Origin of the sequence: Kitasatospora sp. MAA4 (genome assembly GCF_029893355.1) — a bacterium.
Lineage (GTDB): Bacteria > Actinomycetota > Actinomycetes > Streptomycetales > Streptomycetaceae > Kitasatospora.
Genome location: NZ_JARZAI010000014.1, coordinates 46,740 through 61,185, shown reverse-complemented (window position 1 = coordinate 61,185; position 14,446 = coordinate 46,740). Strand labels below are relative to the sequence as shown.

The 14,446-nt window shown below is 73.7% G+C and carries 13 protein-coding genes and 1 pseudogene; 10 read left to right on the top strand and 4 right to left on the bottom strand.

Features of this window, described 5'->3' with window-relative positions:
* Nucleotides 1–23 precede the first annotated feature (23 nt).
* Together P3T37_RS19765 and P3T37_RS19760 are read left to right on the top strand one after the other, a co-directional pair.
* On the top strand, nucleotides 24–1,316 hold the full coding sequence (locus P3T37_RS19765) for an RNA polymerase sigma factor (RefSeq protein WP_280725054.1): 1,293 nt from the start codon (nucleotides 24–26) through the stop codon (nucleotides 1,314–1,316).
* Nucleotides 1,317–1,349: 33 nt separating this feature from the next.
* Nucleotides 1,350–1,967: a class I SAM-dependent methyltransferase gene (locus P3T37_RS19760; RefSeq protein WP_280725053.1), complete on the top strand. Its 618-nt coding sequence runs from the start codon at nucleotides 1,350–1,352 to the stop codon at nucleotides 1,965–1,967.
* Nucleotides 1,968–1,990: 23 nt separating this feature from the next.
* Here P3T37_RS19760 and P3T37_RS19755 read toward each other — a convergent pair whose 3' ends face one another.
* Entirely contained in the window at nucleotides 1,991–2,365 is a 375-nt protein-coding gene (locus P3T37_RS19755) for a helix-turn-helix domain-containing protein (RefSeq protein ID WP_280725052.1), read from the bottom strand.
* A 108-nt stretch (nucleotides 2,366–2,473) separates the two neighbouring features.
* Between P3T37_RS19755 and P3T37_RS19750 the strand changes: the two genes are divergently transcribed.
* The 5 genes and pseudogenes from P3T37_RS19750 (at nucleotide 2,474) to P3T37_RS19730 (ending at nucleotide 7,559) form a co-directional block, all read left to right on the top strand.
* Nucleotides 2,474–3,121, top strand: coding sequence for an NAD(P)H-dependent oxidoreductase (locus tag P3T37_RS19750; RefSeq protein ID WP_280725051.1), 648 nt, complete (start codon nucleotides 2,474–2,476; stop codon nucleotides 3,119–3,121).
* A gap of 141 nt (nucleotides 3,122–3,262) precedes the next feature.
* Nucleotides 3,263–4,240, top strand: a complete 978-nt coding sequence (locus P3T37_RS19745; protein WP_280725050.1) for an MBL fold metallo-hydrolase — start codon at nucleotides 3,263–3,265, stop codon at nucleotides 4,238–4,240.
* A 19-nt stretch (nucleotides 4,241–4,259) separates the two neighbouring features.
* Nucleotides 4,260–5,194 (top strand): annotated as a pseudogene (locus P3T37_RS19740) (NTP transferase domain-containing protein).
* Nucleotides 5,191–6,435, top strand: a complete 1,245-nt coding sequence (locus P3T37_RS19735; protein WP_348533260.1) for a molybdopterin molybdotransferase MoeA — start codon at nucleotides 5,191–5,193, stop codon at nucleotides 6,433–6,435. Before P3T37_RS19740 ends, P3T37_RS19735 begins: the two are co-directional and overlap by 4 nt.
* 86 nt (nucleotides 6,436–6,521) lie before the next feature.
* The gene (locus P3T37_RS19730) at nucleotides 6,522–7,559 is read left to right on the top strand and encodes a potassium channel family protein (RefSeq protein WP_280725202.1); all 1,038 of its coding nucleotides are present in this window, start codon (nucleotides 6,522–6,524) and stop codon (nucleotides 7,557–7,559) included.
* A 4-nt stretch (nucleotides 7,560–7,563) separates the two neighbouring features.
* Here P3T37_RS19730 and P3T37_RS19725 read toward each other — a convergent pair whose 3' ends face one another.
* From P3T37_RS19725 to P3T37_RS19715, 3 genes are all read right to left on the bottom strand, one after another.
* Entirely contained in the window at nucleotides 7,564–8,409 is an 846-nt protein-coding gene (locus P3T37_RS19725; protein WP_280725049.1) for a bifunctional 5,10-methylenetetrahydrofolate dehydrogenase/5,10-methenyltetrahydrofolate cyclohydrolase, read from the bottom strand.
* The gene (locus P3T37_RS19720; protein ID WP_280725048.1) at nucleotides 8,406–9,026 is read right to left on the bottom strand and encodes a cyclodeaminase/cyclohydrolase family protein; all 621 of its coding nucleotides are present in this window, start codon (nucleotides 9,024–9,026) and stop codon (nucleotides 8,406–8,408) included. Before P3T37_RS19720 ends, P3T37_RS19725 begins: the two co-directional genes overlap by 4 nt.
* Before the next feature lie 115 nt (nucleotides 9,027–9,141).
* On the bottom strand, nucleotides 9,142–11,109 hold the full coding sequence (locus tag P3T37_RS19715) for a hypothetical protein (protein WP_280725047.1): 1,968 nt from the start codon (nucleotides 11,107–11,109) through the stop codon (nucleotides 9,142–9,144).
* A gap of 217 nt (nucleotides 11,110–11,326) precedes the next feature.
* Here P3T37_RS19715 and P3T37_RS19710 point away from each other — a divergent pair, with 217 nt between their 5' ends.
* The 3 genes from P3T37_RS19710 (at nucleotide 11,327) to P3T37_RS19700 (ending at nucleotide 14,266) form a co-directional block, all read left to right on the top strand.
* Entirely contained in the window at nucleotides 11,327–12,304 is a 978-nt protein-coding gene (locus P3T37_RS19710) for an NAD(P)H-quinone oxidoreductase (RefSeq protein ID WP_280725046.1), read from the top strand.
* A gap of 129 nt (nucleotides 12,305–12,433) precedes the next feature.
* Nucleotides 12,434–13,366, top strand: a complete 933-nt coding sequence (locus P3T37_RS19705; RefSeq protein WP_280725045.1) for a helix-turn-helix transcriptional regulator — start codon at nucleotides 12,434–12,436, stop codon at nucleotides 13,364–13,366.
* 117 nt (nucleotides 13,367–13,483) lie between these two features.
* Nucleotides 13,484–14,266, top strand: a complete 783-nt coding sequence (locus P3T37_RS19700; RefSeq protein ID WP_280725044.1) for a hypothetical protein — start codon at nucleotides 13,484–13,486, stop codon at nucleotides 14,264–14,266.
* Nucleotides 14,267–14,446 lie beyond the last annotated feature (180 nt).

Genomic DNA, 14,446 nt, shown 5'->3' with positions numbered 1-14,446 from the left:
GGGCGCTGCTCTGATGGGTTGACGTGACAGCCTCCGACCCGCCCACCGACCGGTCCGCCTCCGTGCATCGCACGATCGACGCGGTCTGGCGGATCGAGGCGGCGCGGCTGATCGCCGGGCTGACCCGGATCGTGCGCGACGTCGGCCTCGCCGAGGAGCTGGCCCAGGACGCGCTGGTCGCCGCGCTGGAGCAGTGGCCGGCCGCAGGGGTGCCGGACAACCCGGGCGCCTGGCTGATGGCCGTGGCGAAGCACCGGGCGATCGACCTGGTGCGCCGCCGGGAGCGGCTGTCCCGCAAGTTGGACGAGCTCGGGCACGAGCTGGAGAACGGCGCGGCGGGCGGGCCGGTGCCCGCGCCGGACGCCATCGCCGAGCTGGACGGCACCATCGAGGACGATCTGCTGCGCCTGGTGTTCACGGCCTGCCACCCGGTGCTGTCGACCGAGGCGCGGGTCGCGCTCACCCTGCGGCTGCTCGGCGGGCTGACCACCGACGAGATCGCGCGGGCGTTCCTGGTCGCGGAGTCGACCGTCGCGCAGCGCATCGTGCGGGCCAAGCGCACGCTGGCCCGGGCCCAGGTGCCCTTCGAGGTCCCGCAGGGCGACGAGCTGGCCGAGCGGCTGTCGTCGGTGCTGGAGGTGGTGTACCTGATCTTCAACGAGGGGTACGCGGCGACCGCGGGCGACGACTGGATGCGTCCGGCGCTCTGCGAGGAGGCCATGCGGCTCGGCCGGATCCTGGCCGAGCTGGCGCCCGAGGAGCCCGAGGTGCACGGGCTGGTCGCGCTGATGGAGATCCAGGCCTCCCGCTCGGCCGCCCGCACCGGGCCGGGCGGGGAGCCGGTGCTGCTGCTGGACCAGGACCGCGGCCGGTGGGATCAGCTGCTGATCCGCCGCGGGCTCGCGGCGCTGGAACGGGCGCGGCAGCTCGGCGGTGCGGGCGGCGGGTACGCCCTGCAGGCCGCGATCGCGGCCTGCCACGCGCGGGCGCGGACGCCGCAGGAGACCGACTGGGTCCGGATCGCGGCGCTCTACGAGGCGCTGGCCCGGCGCGCGCCGTCGCCCGTCGTGGAGCTGAACCGGGCGGTGGCGCTGTCGATGGCGTTCGGTCCGGCCAGCGGGCTCGACCTGGTGGACCAGCTGACCGAGGAGCCCTCGCTGAGGACCTACCACCTGCTGCCGAGCGTGCGCGGTGACCTGCTGGCCAGGCTCGGTCGGCTGGACGAGGCGCGCGCGGAGTTCGAACGCGCCGCGGCGCTCACCCGCAACGAGCGCGAGCGCGCGCTGCTGCTGGCACGGGCGGCCGACTGCGGCTGACGGCGGCGGCAGCCGGGTTCGTAGGCTGACGCGATGACAGAGACTCCACCGGTGGCTCCGGCCGGTATCGCCGGGTACGGCGCGGACGCGGACGCGCTGGTCGCGCAGTACGAGAGCGTCGCCTTCGAGCAGGTGCTGGGCGGGCTGCTGCACCTCTTCCCCGCCGCCCCGGCGCGGGTGCTGGACGTCGGAGCGGGCTCCGGCCGCGACGCGGCGGCGCTGGCCCGGCTCGGGCACACCGTGACGGCTGCCGAGCCGACCGCAGAGCTGCGCGAGCGCGGGCGGCTGCTGCACGCGGACACCGCGATCCGCTGGGTGGACGACGCGCTGCCCGGGCTGCCGCTGCTCGGTGAACCGGGCGACCGCTACGACCTGATCCTGCTCACCGCGGTCTGGATGCACCTGGACGCGGCGGAGCGGGCCGGGGGCCTGCGCCGCCTGGCCGGGCTGCTGGCGCCCGGTGGCACGTTGGTGATGTCCGTCCGGAGCGGGCCGGTGCCGGTCGGGCGGCGGATGTTCGAGGTGCCGCCGCGGGAGCTGCCGGACCTGGCGGAGCGGGCGGGGCTGCGCCTGGTGCACCGCGGCGAGCGGGCCGATCTGCACGGGCGGGCCGACGTGCGCTGGCTGGAGTGGGGGTTCACCCGCTCCTGAGGCGCCCGGCCGGGGTCACCGGGTCAGCAGCTGCGCGGGGCGGTGGTGTCCGCCAGGTGGACGGCGGCCCACCGGCGGAGTTCCTCCAGGGCCGGTCCGAGCGCGAGGCCGGCTTCGGTGAGGCGGTAGCAGACCCGCAGCGGCGGGCCCTCGTCGACCCGGCGCACCACCAGGCCGGCCTCGCCGAGTTCGGTCAGCCGGTCGGAGAGCATGCGTTCGCTGATGCCGGGGATGGCGCGGCGCAGCTCGGAGAAGTGGCCGGGGTTCTGGGTGAGGACCGCCAGGATCAGGCCGGACCAGCGTTTGCCGAGCAGCGCGAACACCCGGTGCATGGCGATGTCCACTCCGGTACACCCGGATGCTGCGGTCGCGGTCGTCGGTGCTTCAAGCTCGCCCATGCACTCAGGGTACTGGCCCTCCGCTAGTGACTGAAGAAAAGTAAGCTGCTACGGTAATCCCAGTTGCCGAGAAAAAGTCGGCACACCGATCGATCCCGGAGGATCCCCATGCCTACGCTGCTGCACATCGACTCGTCGGCTCGCCACGAGGGCTCCGTCTCCCGCGAGGTCTCGGCCACCTTCCGCGCCGAGTGGGAGGCCGCCAACCCCGGCGGCACGGTCATCTACCGCGACCTCGCCCTCACCGAGGTGCCGCACCTGAGCGAGGCCGCGATCGTCGCGGGCTTCCTCCCGGCCGAGAAGCGCTCGGCCGAGCAGCAGGCCGCCCACGCGGTGCGCGACCAGCTGATCTCCGAGCTGGAGCAGGCCGACGCCGTGGTCATCGGGGCGCCGATGTACAACTTCACCGTCCCCTCCTCGCTCAAGGCCTGGATCGACCAGGTGGTCCTGTTCGGCCGCACGGCGGGTGCGGAGCAGTCCGCCGCCGGCACCCCGGTCACCGTGGTCTCCTCGCGCGGCGGTTCGTACGCCGAGGGCAGCCCGCGCGCGTCCTTCGAGTTCGCCACCAACTACCTGGAGAAGGTGCTGACCGAGCTGCTGGGTCTGGAGGTCAGCCTGGTGGTGCCCGAGTTCACGATGGCCGGCGTCAACCCGGCGCTCGCCGACTTCGTCGAGACGGCCGAGGCCTCGAAGGCCAAGGCGCACCAGGACGCCGCCGCGTTCGCCAAGGCGTCGGCGGACCGGGTGGCCGCCTGAGAGCCCGCCGCCACGCCCTGGTAGCGCTCACCCGCCCGGGTGCGCCTACCGGGCGTGACGGGCCCTCGGCTTCCATGCTGGTCCCCACAGGACCCCCGCGCGGCGGGGGAGTCGTGCACCGCCGTGGACCAGGGAGAGCCCGTGACGTCGTCACCACCGCCCGAGGAGAGCGCCGACGAGCCGCGCGGTGCGAGCGGCAGTGGCGCGGTCGCCCGCAGGGGCGGTTCCACGGCGGTTCCGGCGTCCGGTCCGATGCTGGAGATCGAGGTCTTCGTCGGCCCGGAGGCGTCCTTCTTCCCGACCTCCACGCTGATCATCGGACGGCGTGACGCGATCCTGGTCGACGCGCAGCTCACCCGCAGCGCGGGCCGCGAGCTCGCCGAGTGGATCGCCGGCAAGGACCGCAACCTGCTGGCCGTCGTGATCACCCACCCGCACCCCGACCACTACTTCGGGGTGGAGGAGGTGCTGCGGCTGTTCCCGCAGGCGCACGTCCTGGCGGCGCCGCAGGTGGTCGACGAGATCGTCCGGACGGCGGCGGCCAAGGTCGTCCAGTGGCGTCCGGTCTTCGGCGACGACCTCCCCGAGGCCCCGGTGGTCCCGCGGGCCCTGCTGCCGCAGCCGCTGATGATCGACCGCCAGCTGATCCGGGTGCTCTACCTCGGCCAGGGCGACTGCGCGCACTGCACCGTCGTGCACGTCCCCAGCGCCCGGACGGTGATCGCCGGCGACCTGGCGTACAACGGCACGCACGTCTGGACCGCCGAGACCACCGCCGCCGAGCGCCGCGACTGGGCGCGGAACCTGGAGCGGATCGCGGACCTCGGGGTGGAGCGGGTGATCGCCGGGCACCGGGCGCCCGACCAGGACGACGACGCCGCGCGGGTGCTCACCTTCACCGACGACTACCTGAAGGAGTTCGACCGGCAGCTCGCCGAGCACCCCGGCGACCCGGAGGGCCTGGTCACCGCGATGAGCGAGCTCTACGGCGAGCTGACGCTCCCGGTGATCCTGGAGCTGAGCGCCGCCGCGAACACCGCGCGACAGGCCGAGGACTCGGACGAGGACGCGGCTGCGGACGAGGGAGCGGAGCCCGACGCGGGGGCCGATCCGGCCTGAGAGGCCGGATACTGGCCGCATGACGACGCCCTACGACGCGATCGTGCTGGCCGGTGGCGCCGCCCGGCGGCTGGACGGCGCGGACAAGCCGCAGCTGACCGTCGGCGGCCGCGCCCTGCTGGACCGGGTGCTGGCGGCCTGCGCCGGTGCCGGGCGGATCGTGGTGGTCGGTCCCCGACCGGCGACCGCTCCGCCGTCCCGGCCGGACCTGTGGTGGACCCGCGAACGCCCGTCCGGCGGCGGACCGGTGGCCGCCGTCGCGGCCGGGCTCGCCGGACCGCAGATCACGGCCGAGCGGGTGCTGCTGCTCGCCGCCGACCTGCCGTTCCTGGACGACGGCACCCTGCGGCGGCTGGCGGCCGCCGTCTGCGGCGAGGTGGAGGCCGCCGTCCTGGTGGACGCCGAGGGCCGCGACCAGCCGCTGACGGCGGCCTACCGGGCCTCCGCGCTGCGGGCCGCGCTGGACGCGCTCGGCGATCCCGCCGGGGCGCCGCTGCGCAGGCTCACCGCGGGCCTGCGCACCGTACGGCTGGCCGACCGTGACGGCGCGTCGTACGACTGCGACACCTGGGAGCAGCTGGCCGAGGCCCGGCGCCGCACGGGCCGCGGTGGTGCGGTGTGAGCGAAAAGAAGCACGCAGGCCATCCCCGCGGCACGGTGGCGGGCCGGTCATCGGGCAGCATGTCCACCATGGAGCGCACGCTGGACGACTGGATCACCGAGGCCAAGAACGAGCTGGGCATCGACCTGGCCGTCGACATCCCCGAACTGCTCGACCTGGCCCGGGTGGTCGCGCACGGGGTGGCCCGGCCGGCCGCGCCGCTGACCGCCTTCCTGGTCGGCTACGCGGCAGCGACCCGCGGTGGCGGCACGGCCGAGGTGGCCGCCGCCAACCGGCGGATCGCCGCCCTGGCCGAGCGCTGGGCGGACCAGCAGGCGCCGGAGCAGGAGTGAACGCGGCGGCGCCCGGGCTCGGCACGGGCCGCGACGGCCGGGCACGGTCGGCCGCCGCCGGGCACGACTGCCCCTGGCCGCAGGCCCGCGAGGCGGCCCGGCGGGCCGTCCGGGCGCCGCTGCCCGCCGAGCCGGTGGACCTCGCGGCCGCGCTCGGCCGCACCCTGGCCGGCCCGCTCACCGCGCTCACCGACCTGCCCGCCTTCGACACCTCCGCCATGGACGGCTGGGCGGTGGCCGGCCCCGGACCGTGGCGGCTGGCCGGGCGGGTGCTGGCCGGCCGCACGGCGCCGCCGCTCGCCGACGGCTGGGCCACCGAGATCGCCACCGGCGCCCAGTTGCCGCCGGGCGCCACCGCGGTGCTGCGCCGCGAGCACGGCCGCGCCGCGGACGGCGGCACGCTGCGCGAGCTTCCCCCCGGTGGGCTGCCGCCGGGCCAGGACGTCCGCCCGCGCGGCCAGGAGTGCCACCGCGACGAGCCGCTGCTGCCGACCGGGACCGCCGTGACCGCGGCGGTGATCGGCCTTGCCGCGGCCTGCGGCTACGACCGGCTGACGGTCCGCCGCCGGCCCACCGTCGAGCTGCTGGTGCTCGGGGACGAGCTGCTCGACGCGGGCCTGCCGAGCCCCGGGCTGGTCCGCGACGCGCTGGGACCGCTGCTGGAGCCGTGGCTGCGGGCGGCCGGCGCCGAGCTGATCGGCCGCCGGGGGATCCGCGACGACTTCGGGCTGCTGCGGGACGCTGTGCGGCACTCGCCGGCCGACGTCGTGGTGACCACCGGCGGCACCGCGGCCGGGCCGGTCGACTTCCTGCACGCGGCGCTCGCGGCGGCCGGCGGCCGGCTGCTGGTGGACGGGGTGGCCGTCCGTCCGGGGCACCCGATGCTGCTCGCCGAGCTGCCGGCGACGGGTCCCGCGACGGGTCCCCGGCATCTGGTCGGCCTGCCCGGCAACCCGCTGGCCGCGGTGGCCGGCGCGGTGACCTTCGCGCTGCCGCTGCTGCACCGCCTCTGCGGCCGTCCGGCTGGTCCCGGCCGGTTCGTCCGGGCGGGCGAGCAGCTGCCCGGCCACCGGTCCGATACCCGGCTGCTGCCGGTGCGGCACACCGAGCACGGCCCGGTGGCGCTGGCCTTCGACGGTCCGGCGATGCTGCGCGGCCTCGCGCTCGCGGACGCCCTGGCGGTCGTGCCGCCGGGCGGTGTGCCGGCCGGCGAGCGCGTCGAGCTGCTCGCCACGCCCTGAGGGTCCGCCAGTCGGGGCTGTGGCGACCGCATCCTGGTGCTGTGAGCACCGACGAGCAGCGCAGTTCGCGGGGCGGTCCGGCCCGGTTGCGGGTGGGCCGCCGTCCCGACGCGGAGTCCGCCGGCCGGATCGTGCTGCCGGTCAGGGCGGCCGCGCCGCCGCTGCGTCAGGTCGGGCTGCGCCTGGCGGTGGCGCTCGGGGTGCTGGCGGCCACCACGCTGATCGTCTGGCTGGACCGCAGCGGCTACAACGACAACGCGCGCGGCACCCTGGACCTGCTGGGCTCCGCCTACTACGCCACCGTCACGCTCTCCACCACCGGCTACGGCGACATCACACCGGTCAGCAACGCGGCCCGGCTGACCAACATCCTCGTGATCACCCCGCTGCGCGTGGTCTTCCTGATCATCCTGGTCGGCACCACCCTGGAGGTGTTGGCCGAACGGACCCGCCAGCAGTGGCGAGTCGGACGTTGGAGGTCCTCCTTGCGCGACCACGCCGTGATCGTCGGCTACGGAACCAAGGGCCGCAGCGCCGTGGAGACCCTGCTCGGCCAGGGGGTCGCCAAGGAGTCGATCGTGGTGGTCGATCCTCAGCGCAAGGTGATCGAACAGGCCACCCTGGACGGGCTGGTGGGCGTGGTCGGCGACGCCACCCGGACCGACACCCTGCTGCGCGCCGAACTCCCCAAGGCCGCCCAGGTGGTGGTGGCCACCGAGCGGGACGACACCGCGGTGCTGGTCACCCTGACGGCACGTCAGCTCAACAGGGGCGCCATCGTGGTGGCGGCGGTTCGCGAGGACGAGAACGCCCCGCTGCTACGGCAGAGCGGCGCCGACGTGGTGGTCACCAGCTCCAGCTCGGCCGGGCGGCTGCTCGGCATGTCGATGCTCAGCCCCAACGCCGGTGCGGTGATGGAGGATCTGCTCACCTACGGACACGGACTCGACCTGGTGGAACGCCCGGTCACCCGGGCCGAGGCCGGCCGCAGTCCGCGGGACTGCGCCGACCTCGTCGTCGCGGTGCTGCGCGGCCGCCGGCTGCTCACCTTCGCCGAACCGGAGGCAGCCACCCTGCAGTTGGCCGACCGGGTGATCACCATCCAGACCGTGCCGACGGCCTGAGGTCTCAATCCCGTTCGGCGGCCTGGACGGTGTGCCGCAGCAGCAGCGCGGTGGTGACCGGGCCGACGCCGCCGGGTACCGGGGTCAGCGCGCCGGCCCGGCCGTCCACCGAGGCGGCGTCCACGTCGCCGGTCAGTCCGCCGTCCGCCGTCGGGTTGGTGCCGACGTCGATCACCACTGCGCCCTCCTTCACGTGGGCCGCGGTGATCAGGCCGGCCCGGCCCACGGCGGCGACCAGGACGTCGGCCTCAGCGGTGACGGCGGCCAGGTCGGTGGTGCGCGAGTGGCAGACCGTCACCGTGGCGTGGCGATCCAGCAGTAGCAGGGCGGCGGGCTTGCCGACCACGGTGGAACGGCCGACCACGGCGACCCGGCGTCCCGCCAACGGGACCCGGTGGTGCTCCAGCAGCACCACCACGGCTTCGGCGGTGGCCGGTGCGAAGGCGGGCAGCCCGCTGGCGAGTCGGCCCAGCGAGAGCGGGTTGGCGCCGTCGACGTCCTTCTCGAACGCGATGGCCGAGGCGAGGTCCTCCAGCGCGGCGCCGGAGGGCAGCGGGGTCTGCAGGATGATGCCGTGCACGGTGTCGTCCGCGCTCAACTGCTCCAGGCGCGCGCGGATCGCGGCCGGTGCCGCCTCCGGGCCCAGGTCGTGCACGTCGCAGGCCAGGCCGGTCTTCTCGGCGGCCTTGGCGATCGAGCGGACGTACCAGGCGCTGGACTCGTCCGCGGTGGCGGTGACCACGGCGAGCCGCGGCGGCCGTCCCGAGGCGCTGAGTTCGGCGGCCCGGGCGGCGGCCTCGGCGCGGAGATGGGTGGCGAGTTCGCGGCCGGAGAGGATCTCGGTGCTCACTTGGCGATCTCCTCGCGGACGGCGGCGGTGATCTGCTCGGCCCGGGTGGCGATCTCGTCCACCCGGGCGGTCTCGGCCAGCAGCCCGCTGCGCACCCGGTCGTCCCGGATTCCGCCGAGGTTGACCTCGACGTTGACCCGCGCAGTGGTGGCCGCGGCGCGAGCGGCCTCGGCGGCGGCCGCGATGTCGGTGACCACGTTGGGGTTGCCGATCGGCAGCAGCGCCTCGGCCAGTTCGACGACGTCCAGGGCGGCGGCGATCACGTCGGCCGGCGGGCGCGCCGCGCCGGCCAGCGCCTCGGCGATCGCGGCGGAGCGTGCCGCCCGCTCCTGGTCGCTCTCCCCGGGCAGCCGGTAGGCGTCCGTGACGGCGGTGAACGCGGCCGCGTCCTGCTCGGCCAGGGTCAGCGCCCGGGCCCGCAGGGTGTCGCTCTCGCGGCGGATCCGCTCGACCACCTCCTGGTGGGCGGCGTACTTCTCGCCGGTCGTGTAGCGGGCCACCATGCCCAGCAGGGCGGCCGCCTGGGCGGCGTGCAGGGCGGCCGACGCGCCGCCGCCGGGGGCGGGTACCCGGTCGGCCAGGCGGTCCAGGAAATCGCTGATCGTCTCGTCGCGCACGGGGGCTCTTCCTCCGGGGGATCGGTGGTCGCATCCTCCCATGGCTGACCCTCCGTCAGATCAGTTCCCCGCCGGGCCTGGGCGAACGTTCGTCGCCCAGGCCCGGGACGGGACGTCAGCTGCTGAAGTAGCCGAAGACGTCCGCGACCACCTGGGTGGTGCTGTTGACGTACAGGTCCACCTTGCCGTCCGCGCCGACCGGGACGATGACCTGATTGGGGATCGTCTGGCCGGCGACCCAGTTGACGTTGGACGCGGCCGCCGGACGGGTGGTGCCGTCGGCCCAGGCCTCCAGGAACCCGGCGTCGGAGTTCCCGGTGACGGTCAGGTTCAGCACCACGGACGTGGTGCCGGCGGGGATCCCGTTCGTGCCGGTGACCTGCAGGGCGAGCGTGTGACCGCCGGCGAGCGGGCCGCCCGACTCGCGGGTGTCCAGGATCCGGGCCGGGCCGGCGGAGGTGAAGCGCGCGCCGGCGGTGCCGCTCGTGAAGTAGCCGAAGACGTCCGCGACCACGTCGGTGGTGCCGTTGACCTTGATGCTCACGTTTCCGTCGGCGCCGACGGGAACGATCGCCAGGCCCGAGAGCAGAGCGCCGGCCGAGGACCAGTTGACGTTGGAGACGGTCGGTGCGGCGCCGCCCTCGGGGTAGGCCTCCAGGAAGCCGGCGCTGCTGGCGGTGGGGGCGGTGGTGAGGTTCAGGACGACGGCCGTCGCATCGGCCGGCACGCCGTTGGCGTTGGCGGCTTTGACGCTGATCGTGTTGTTGGTGACCTGGCCCGCCGCAGGGGTGCCGAGCGCGGAGCGGGTGTCCAGGATCCGGGTCGGCGCCTCGCTGGTGAAGGTCGCACCGGTGCTGTCGGCGGTGTAGTAGCCCTGTACGTCGGCGATGACGTCGGTGGTGCTGTTGGCGGAGAGGTCGACCTCGCCGTCGGCGGGGACCGGCACGGTCACCAGGTTGGAGATGAGCTGGCCCGGCTTGTCCCAGTTGAGGTTGGAGGTCGTCGGGCGCGCTGTCGCGTCACCCCAGACGCTCAGCACCCCGGGGCCGGTGGTGTCGGCGACGGTGACGTTGAGGACCACCGAGGTGACGCCCGCGAGGGGGATGCCGGCGGCGCCGTCGATCTGCAGCGGGACGATCGTTCCTGCCGGGACGGCGCCCGCGGCGAGCGTGCCGGTGCCGTCGCGGGTGTCGAGCAGCCGGGTGGGGCCGGTGGAGTGGAAGGTGGAGGCGGCCGGCGGCGTCGGCGCGGGCAGCGGCTGCTGCTGCACCCAGGCGAGGCCGTTGGGCGTGAGGGTGTCGGCCTTGGAGGCGAGTACCAGGTGGTGGCCCACGGTCGACTGGTAATCCGTGCCCGGGTTGGCGTTGTAGTAGATCGACAGGCCGTCGGTCGACCACTTGGGGTAGGTGTGGTTGACCGAGCCGCTGGTCACCTGGCTGGCGGAGCCCGATCCGTCGGCGGCCTGGAGGAAGAGCTGGCTGAAGCCGCCCACCGGCCGCACGAAAGCGAGGGTCGAGCCGTCGGGGGAGACGTCCGGCTCTGTGCCGTCCGCGATCAGCAGGCCGCCGGTGCGGTTGCCGTGGTCGGTCCAGATGTCCGACGCGCCGTTGGCGTCGTGCTGGAACAGGACTGCGCCGCTCTTCGCTGAGACGGTGGGAGAGGAGTCATTGCCGCCGGTCCGGGTGGAGAGCCAGGGCTGCTGGTCCCCCTGGCCCTGGTGCTGTGCCTCGTTCCAGTTCGCTGGGGAGTACTGCAAGTAGCCTCCGGTCAGGTCGGAGGTGGCCGAGATGATGTCCGCACCGTCGGCGGTGTACGCCGGCTCGCCCTCGCCGCCCTGGTCCAGGGCCGCCCAGCCGGTCAAGTTGGGCGCATAAGTGATCACAAAGCCGCCCGCGTTCTGGATGGCGAGCCTGCTGCCGTCGGGGGACCAGGTGGGATTGTGGCCCAGGTCCGGGCTACCGCCGTTTCCGACGGCCTGGACAAGGCGGGACCCGTCCGGATTCTCGGTGGAGGTCGTGGTTGTGCCGTCGGGGAGGGTCCTGATCCCCGCCAGCAGTCCCGGTGTGCCAGGCAGCGCGGCCATCGCCGCAGGAGCGGTCAGTGTCGAGAGTGCGACGGCAGCGGACAATACCGCTGCAATCGGAACAATTCGTCGCACTTGTATACGATGCATACCAACTCGCTTTTCTTGATGATGCGTTGGTCACGTGATCTAAGCAGCCACCGATCTTGGTGGTGATGCCGGGAGCCATCCGTCGTCGGTCCGCCCCGCGCGCGGCTCCTGGAGGTAGCGTCGGGCCATGCACGCAATCACGATTCCTCAAGCGGGTGGCCCTGAAGCGCTGGTGTGGGCCAAGGTGCCCGATCCGGTGCCCGGTGAAGGTGAAGTCCTGGTCGAGGTGGCCGCGACCGCGGTCAACCGGGCCGACCTGTTGCAGCGTCAGGGGTTCTACAACCCGCCGCCCGGCGCGTCGCCCTACCCCGGGCTCGAGTGCTCGGGACGGATCGTCGCGCTCGGCCCGGGCGTCTCGGGCTGGGCGGTCGGGGACGAGGTGTGCGCCCTGCTCTCCGGTGGCGGCTATGCCGAGCTGGTGGCGGTGCCGGTCGGGCAGTTGCTGCCGATCCCGAAGGGGCTGGGCCTGGTGGCGGCCGCAGCGCTGCCCGAGGTGGCGTGCACGGTCTGGTCGAACGTCTTCCTGGTGGCCCATCTGCGGCCTGCGGAGACCCTGTTGGTGCACGGCGGGGGCAGTGGGATCGGGACGATGGCGATCCAGCTGGGCAAAGCGATCGGCGCGACGGTGGTGGTGACGGCCGGCAGTGCGGCGAAGTTGGCGCGTTGCGCCGAGCTGGGGGCGGATGTCGGGATCAACTACCGCGAGCAGGACTTCGTGGAGGTGCTGCGCGAGGCCAGCGGCGGTGCCGGGGCGGACGTGATCCTGGACATCATGGGCGCCAAGTACCTTCAGCGGAACGTGGACGCGCTGGCGGTGAACGGCCGCTTGGTGATTATCGGTCTGCAGGGCGGTGCGACAGGGGAGTTGAACCTCTCCACCCTACTGGCCAAGCGGGCCGCCGTGGCGGCGACCTCGCTGCGTCCGCGGCCGCTCGCGGAGAAGGCGGCGATCGTGGCGGCGGTGCGCGAGCACGTCTGGCCGCTGGTGGAGTCGGGCGTGGTCCGTCCGGTGGTGGACCGCGTCCTCCCGCTGACCGACGCGGCGGCCGCGCACCGGGTGGTGGAGGCGAGCGAGCAGGTCGGCAAGGTCATCCTGCAGGCCTGACCGTGCCGGAGCGGCCGTCCGGCAGCGCTCCTGCCGGGCGGCTGGTTTTCGCCTCCCGCCGGCTGCCCTCCCGTGGGCAGAGTACGGACGGAACCAACCGTCCAGTCCCGACCGGGGAGAGAAGCCGACATGGGCCGCAAACAGCGCGACCTGGATATATCAGGCGGCCCGGCCGCGGAATTCGCGGCCGAACTGCGGCAGGCCCGTCAGGCGGCCGGGAACCCCACCTTCGCCACCATGAGCCGGCGGGCCCACCGCTCCATCTCCGCGCTCGCCGAGGCGGCCGGGGGTGTGGAGTTCCCGACCTGGGCCACGGTCGAGGCGTTCGTCCACGCCTGCGGCCACACCGAAACGGCCGCCTGGCGGGCGCGTTGGGAGCAGGCGCAGGACGCTGTCGCGCGATCCGCCCCGACCCTCCCGCCGCCGATCGAAGCGGTGACCCCGCAGACGACGACCCCGCAGACGGTGGAGCCAACCGCCCCCGATCACCTGACGCCCCGTTGGCCGCAGCGGCTTCTCACCCGCCTGCGCACCGTCGCCGTGCTGGTCCTGGGACTGGCGATCGGCATCCCCGTGGGCGCCGGCCTGCATCAGAGCCCCACCCGCGGTTCCGCCGCGACCGTCCCGCACCCGATGCCGTCCGTGGTGGTCGTCCCCGCGCCCTCGCCCGTCCCCTGGCCGCCGGCCGGTTCCGGCTGCCAGGCGCGGACCCAGTGGATCTACCAGTACCCGCAGGCCTTCACCGGGCAGGTGTACGTGCTGCTGTCGACCCCCGGCCCGTGGCCGAGCGGCACGGCGGCCACCCTCACCTGGGGCCAGTGGGCCTGGCGCCACTCGGTGACGGTCCAGCCGGGCGACCCGGCTCAGACGGCGGGTGGCACCCTGCTGCTCTTCAGCAAGCTCGACGCCAGCGCGCGCAATCCGCTGGTGCAGTTCGACAGCTCGACCCCGGTCTGCGCCGCGTTCGGCACCGCGGGCGGCACCTCCGTCGCCCCGCTCGCCACCGTGGACGCCAACGAGGGCTGGGTGAGCAGCACTCCGAGCCCGGCACCGGCAGGGTGATTTTCCGCGGTTGTTTGTCCGCGCCGACCGGGTGTTGGCTACCGATCCCCGTGCCTTCAGTGTGGTGGCCGCTGCCTGGTCCGCCTCCGGGCCGGCACGAGAGAAAGTGGGGACCGCGTGAAATTCACCGGAATATGGCTGGGCCGCCTGCTGGCCACGCTGGCGCTCCTCGCCGGCGGGGTCGTCTGGCTGGCCGGCAGCGCGCAGGCGGCCACGGTCTGCGGGAGTTCGCCCGTGCCGCCGGGATATGTGATCACCTCGGAGTCGCTCACCAACTCCTGTAGCGGGGGCTATCTCACCGAGACCATCCAGATCCCGTACAACGGGATCGCCATCTGCGACAACTCGCCGATCCCGTCCGGCTATGTGCTCACCGCCGACTACACGACCAACAGCTGCGGCAGCTACCAGGGCGGCCGGCTCAACACGCCGTACAGCGGCATCACCATCTGCGGCAACGGCAACGGCTCCATCCCCGGTAACTACGTGATCACCTCCGAAGGCCCTCCCGGCCCCTGCGGCCAGTACTACAGCGAAGTGATCAGGACGGTGTCCAGCGGCATGCAGTTCTGCGGCAACTCGCCGATTCCGGCCGGTTATGTGATCACCGCCGACTACCAGCTCGGCGCCTGCGGCATCTACCAGGGCGGTAATCTCACCGCCGCGTACAACGACATGCAGTTCTGCGGCAATTCGCCGGTCCCGGCCGGTTATGTGATCACCGCCAACTACCAGATCAGCAGCTGCGGCATGTACCTGGGCGGGAAGCTCGACATCGTCTACAACGGCATCACCGCCTGCGCGGACTCGCCCATCCCGGCGGGTTACTGGATGTCCGCCGGCTACTTCCAGACGGCGGCCTGCGGCATGTACCAGGCCGAGCGGCTGAGCAACAGCTGATCCCCCGAGCCCTTCCCAGTTAGCCCTGCCAGGTGAACTCCGGCCAGGAACGGAGTGTTGAACGGCAGGATCCGGTCGGGTGGCAGGGTGCGTGCTTGACTCCCCACATTTGTAACCACAAGTGCGAGCCGGGCAGCACCTCTTGGACCAGAGCCTTGGCCGGCGTCGCCACGGGCACAG

Excerpts from the sequence above, each read along its gene's own strand:
- P3T37_RS19760 (WP_280725053.1), top strand. The coding sequence starts at position 1,350 with ATGACAGAGACTCCACCGGTGGCTCCGGCCGGTATCGCCGGGTACGGC.
- P3T37_RS19755 (WP_280725052.1), bottom strand. The coding sequence starts at position 2,365 with ATGGGCGAGCTTGAAGCACCGACGACCGCGACCGCAGCATCCGGGTGT.
- P3T37_RS19750 (WP_280725051.1), top strand. The coding sequence starts at position 2,474 with ATGCCTACGCTGCTGCACATCGACTCGTCGGCTCGCCACGAGGGCTCC.
- P3T37_RS19715 (WP_280725047.1), bottom strand. The coding sequence starts at position 11,109 with ATGGCCGCGCTGCCTGGCACACCGGGACTGCTGGCGGGGATCAGGACC.
- P3T37_RS19710 (WP_280725046.1), top strand. The coding sequence starts at position 11,327 with ATGCACGCAATCACGATTCCTCAAGCGGGTGGCCCTGAAGCGCTGGTG.
- P3T37_RS19705 (WP_280725045.1), top strand. The coding sequence starts at position 12,434 with ATGGGCCGCAAACAGCGCGACCTGGATATATCAGGCGGCCCGGCCGCG.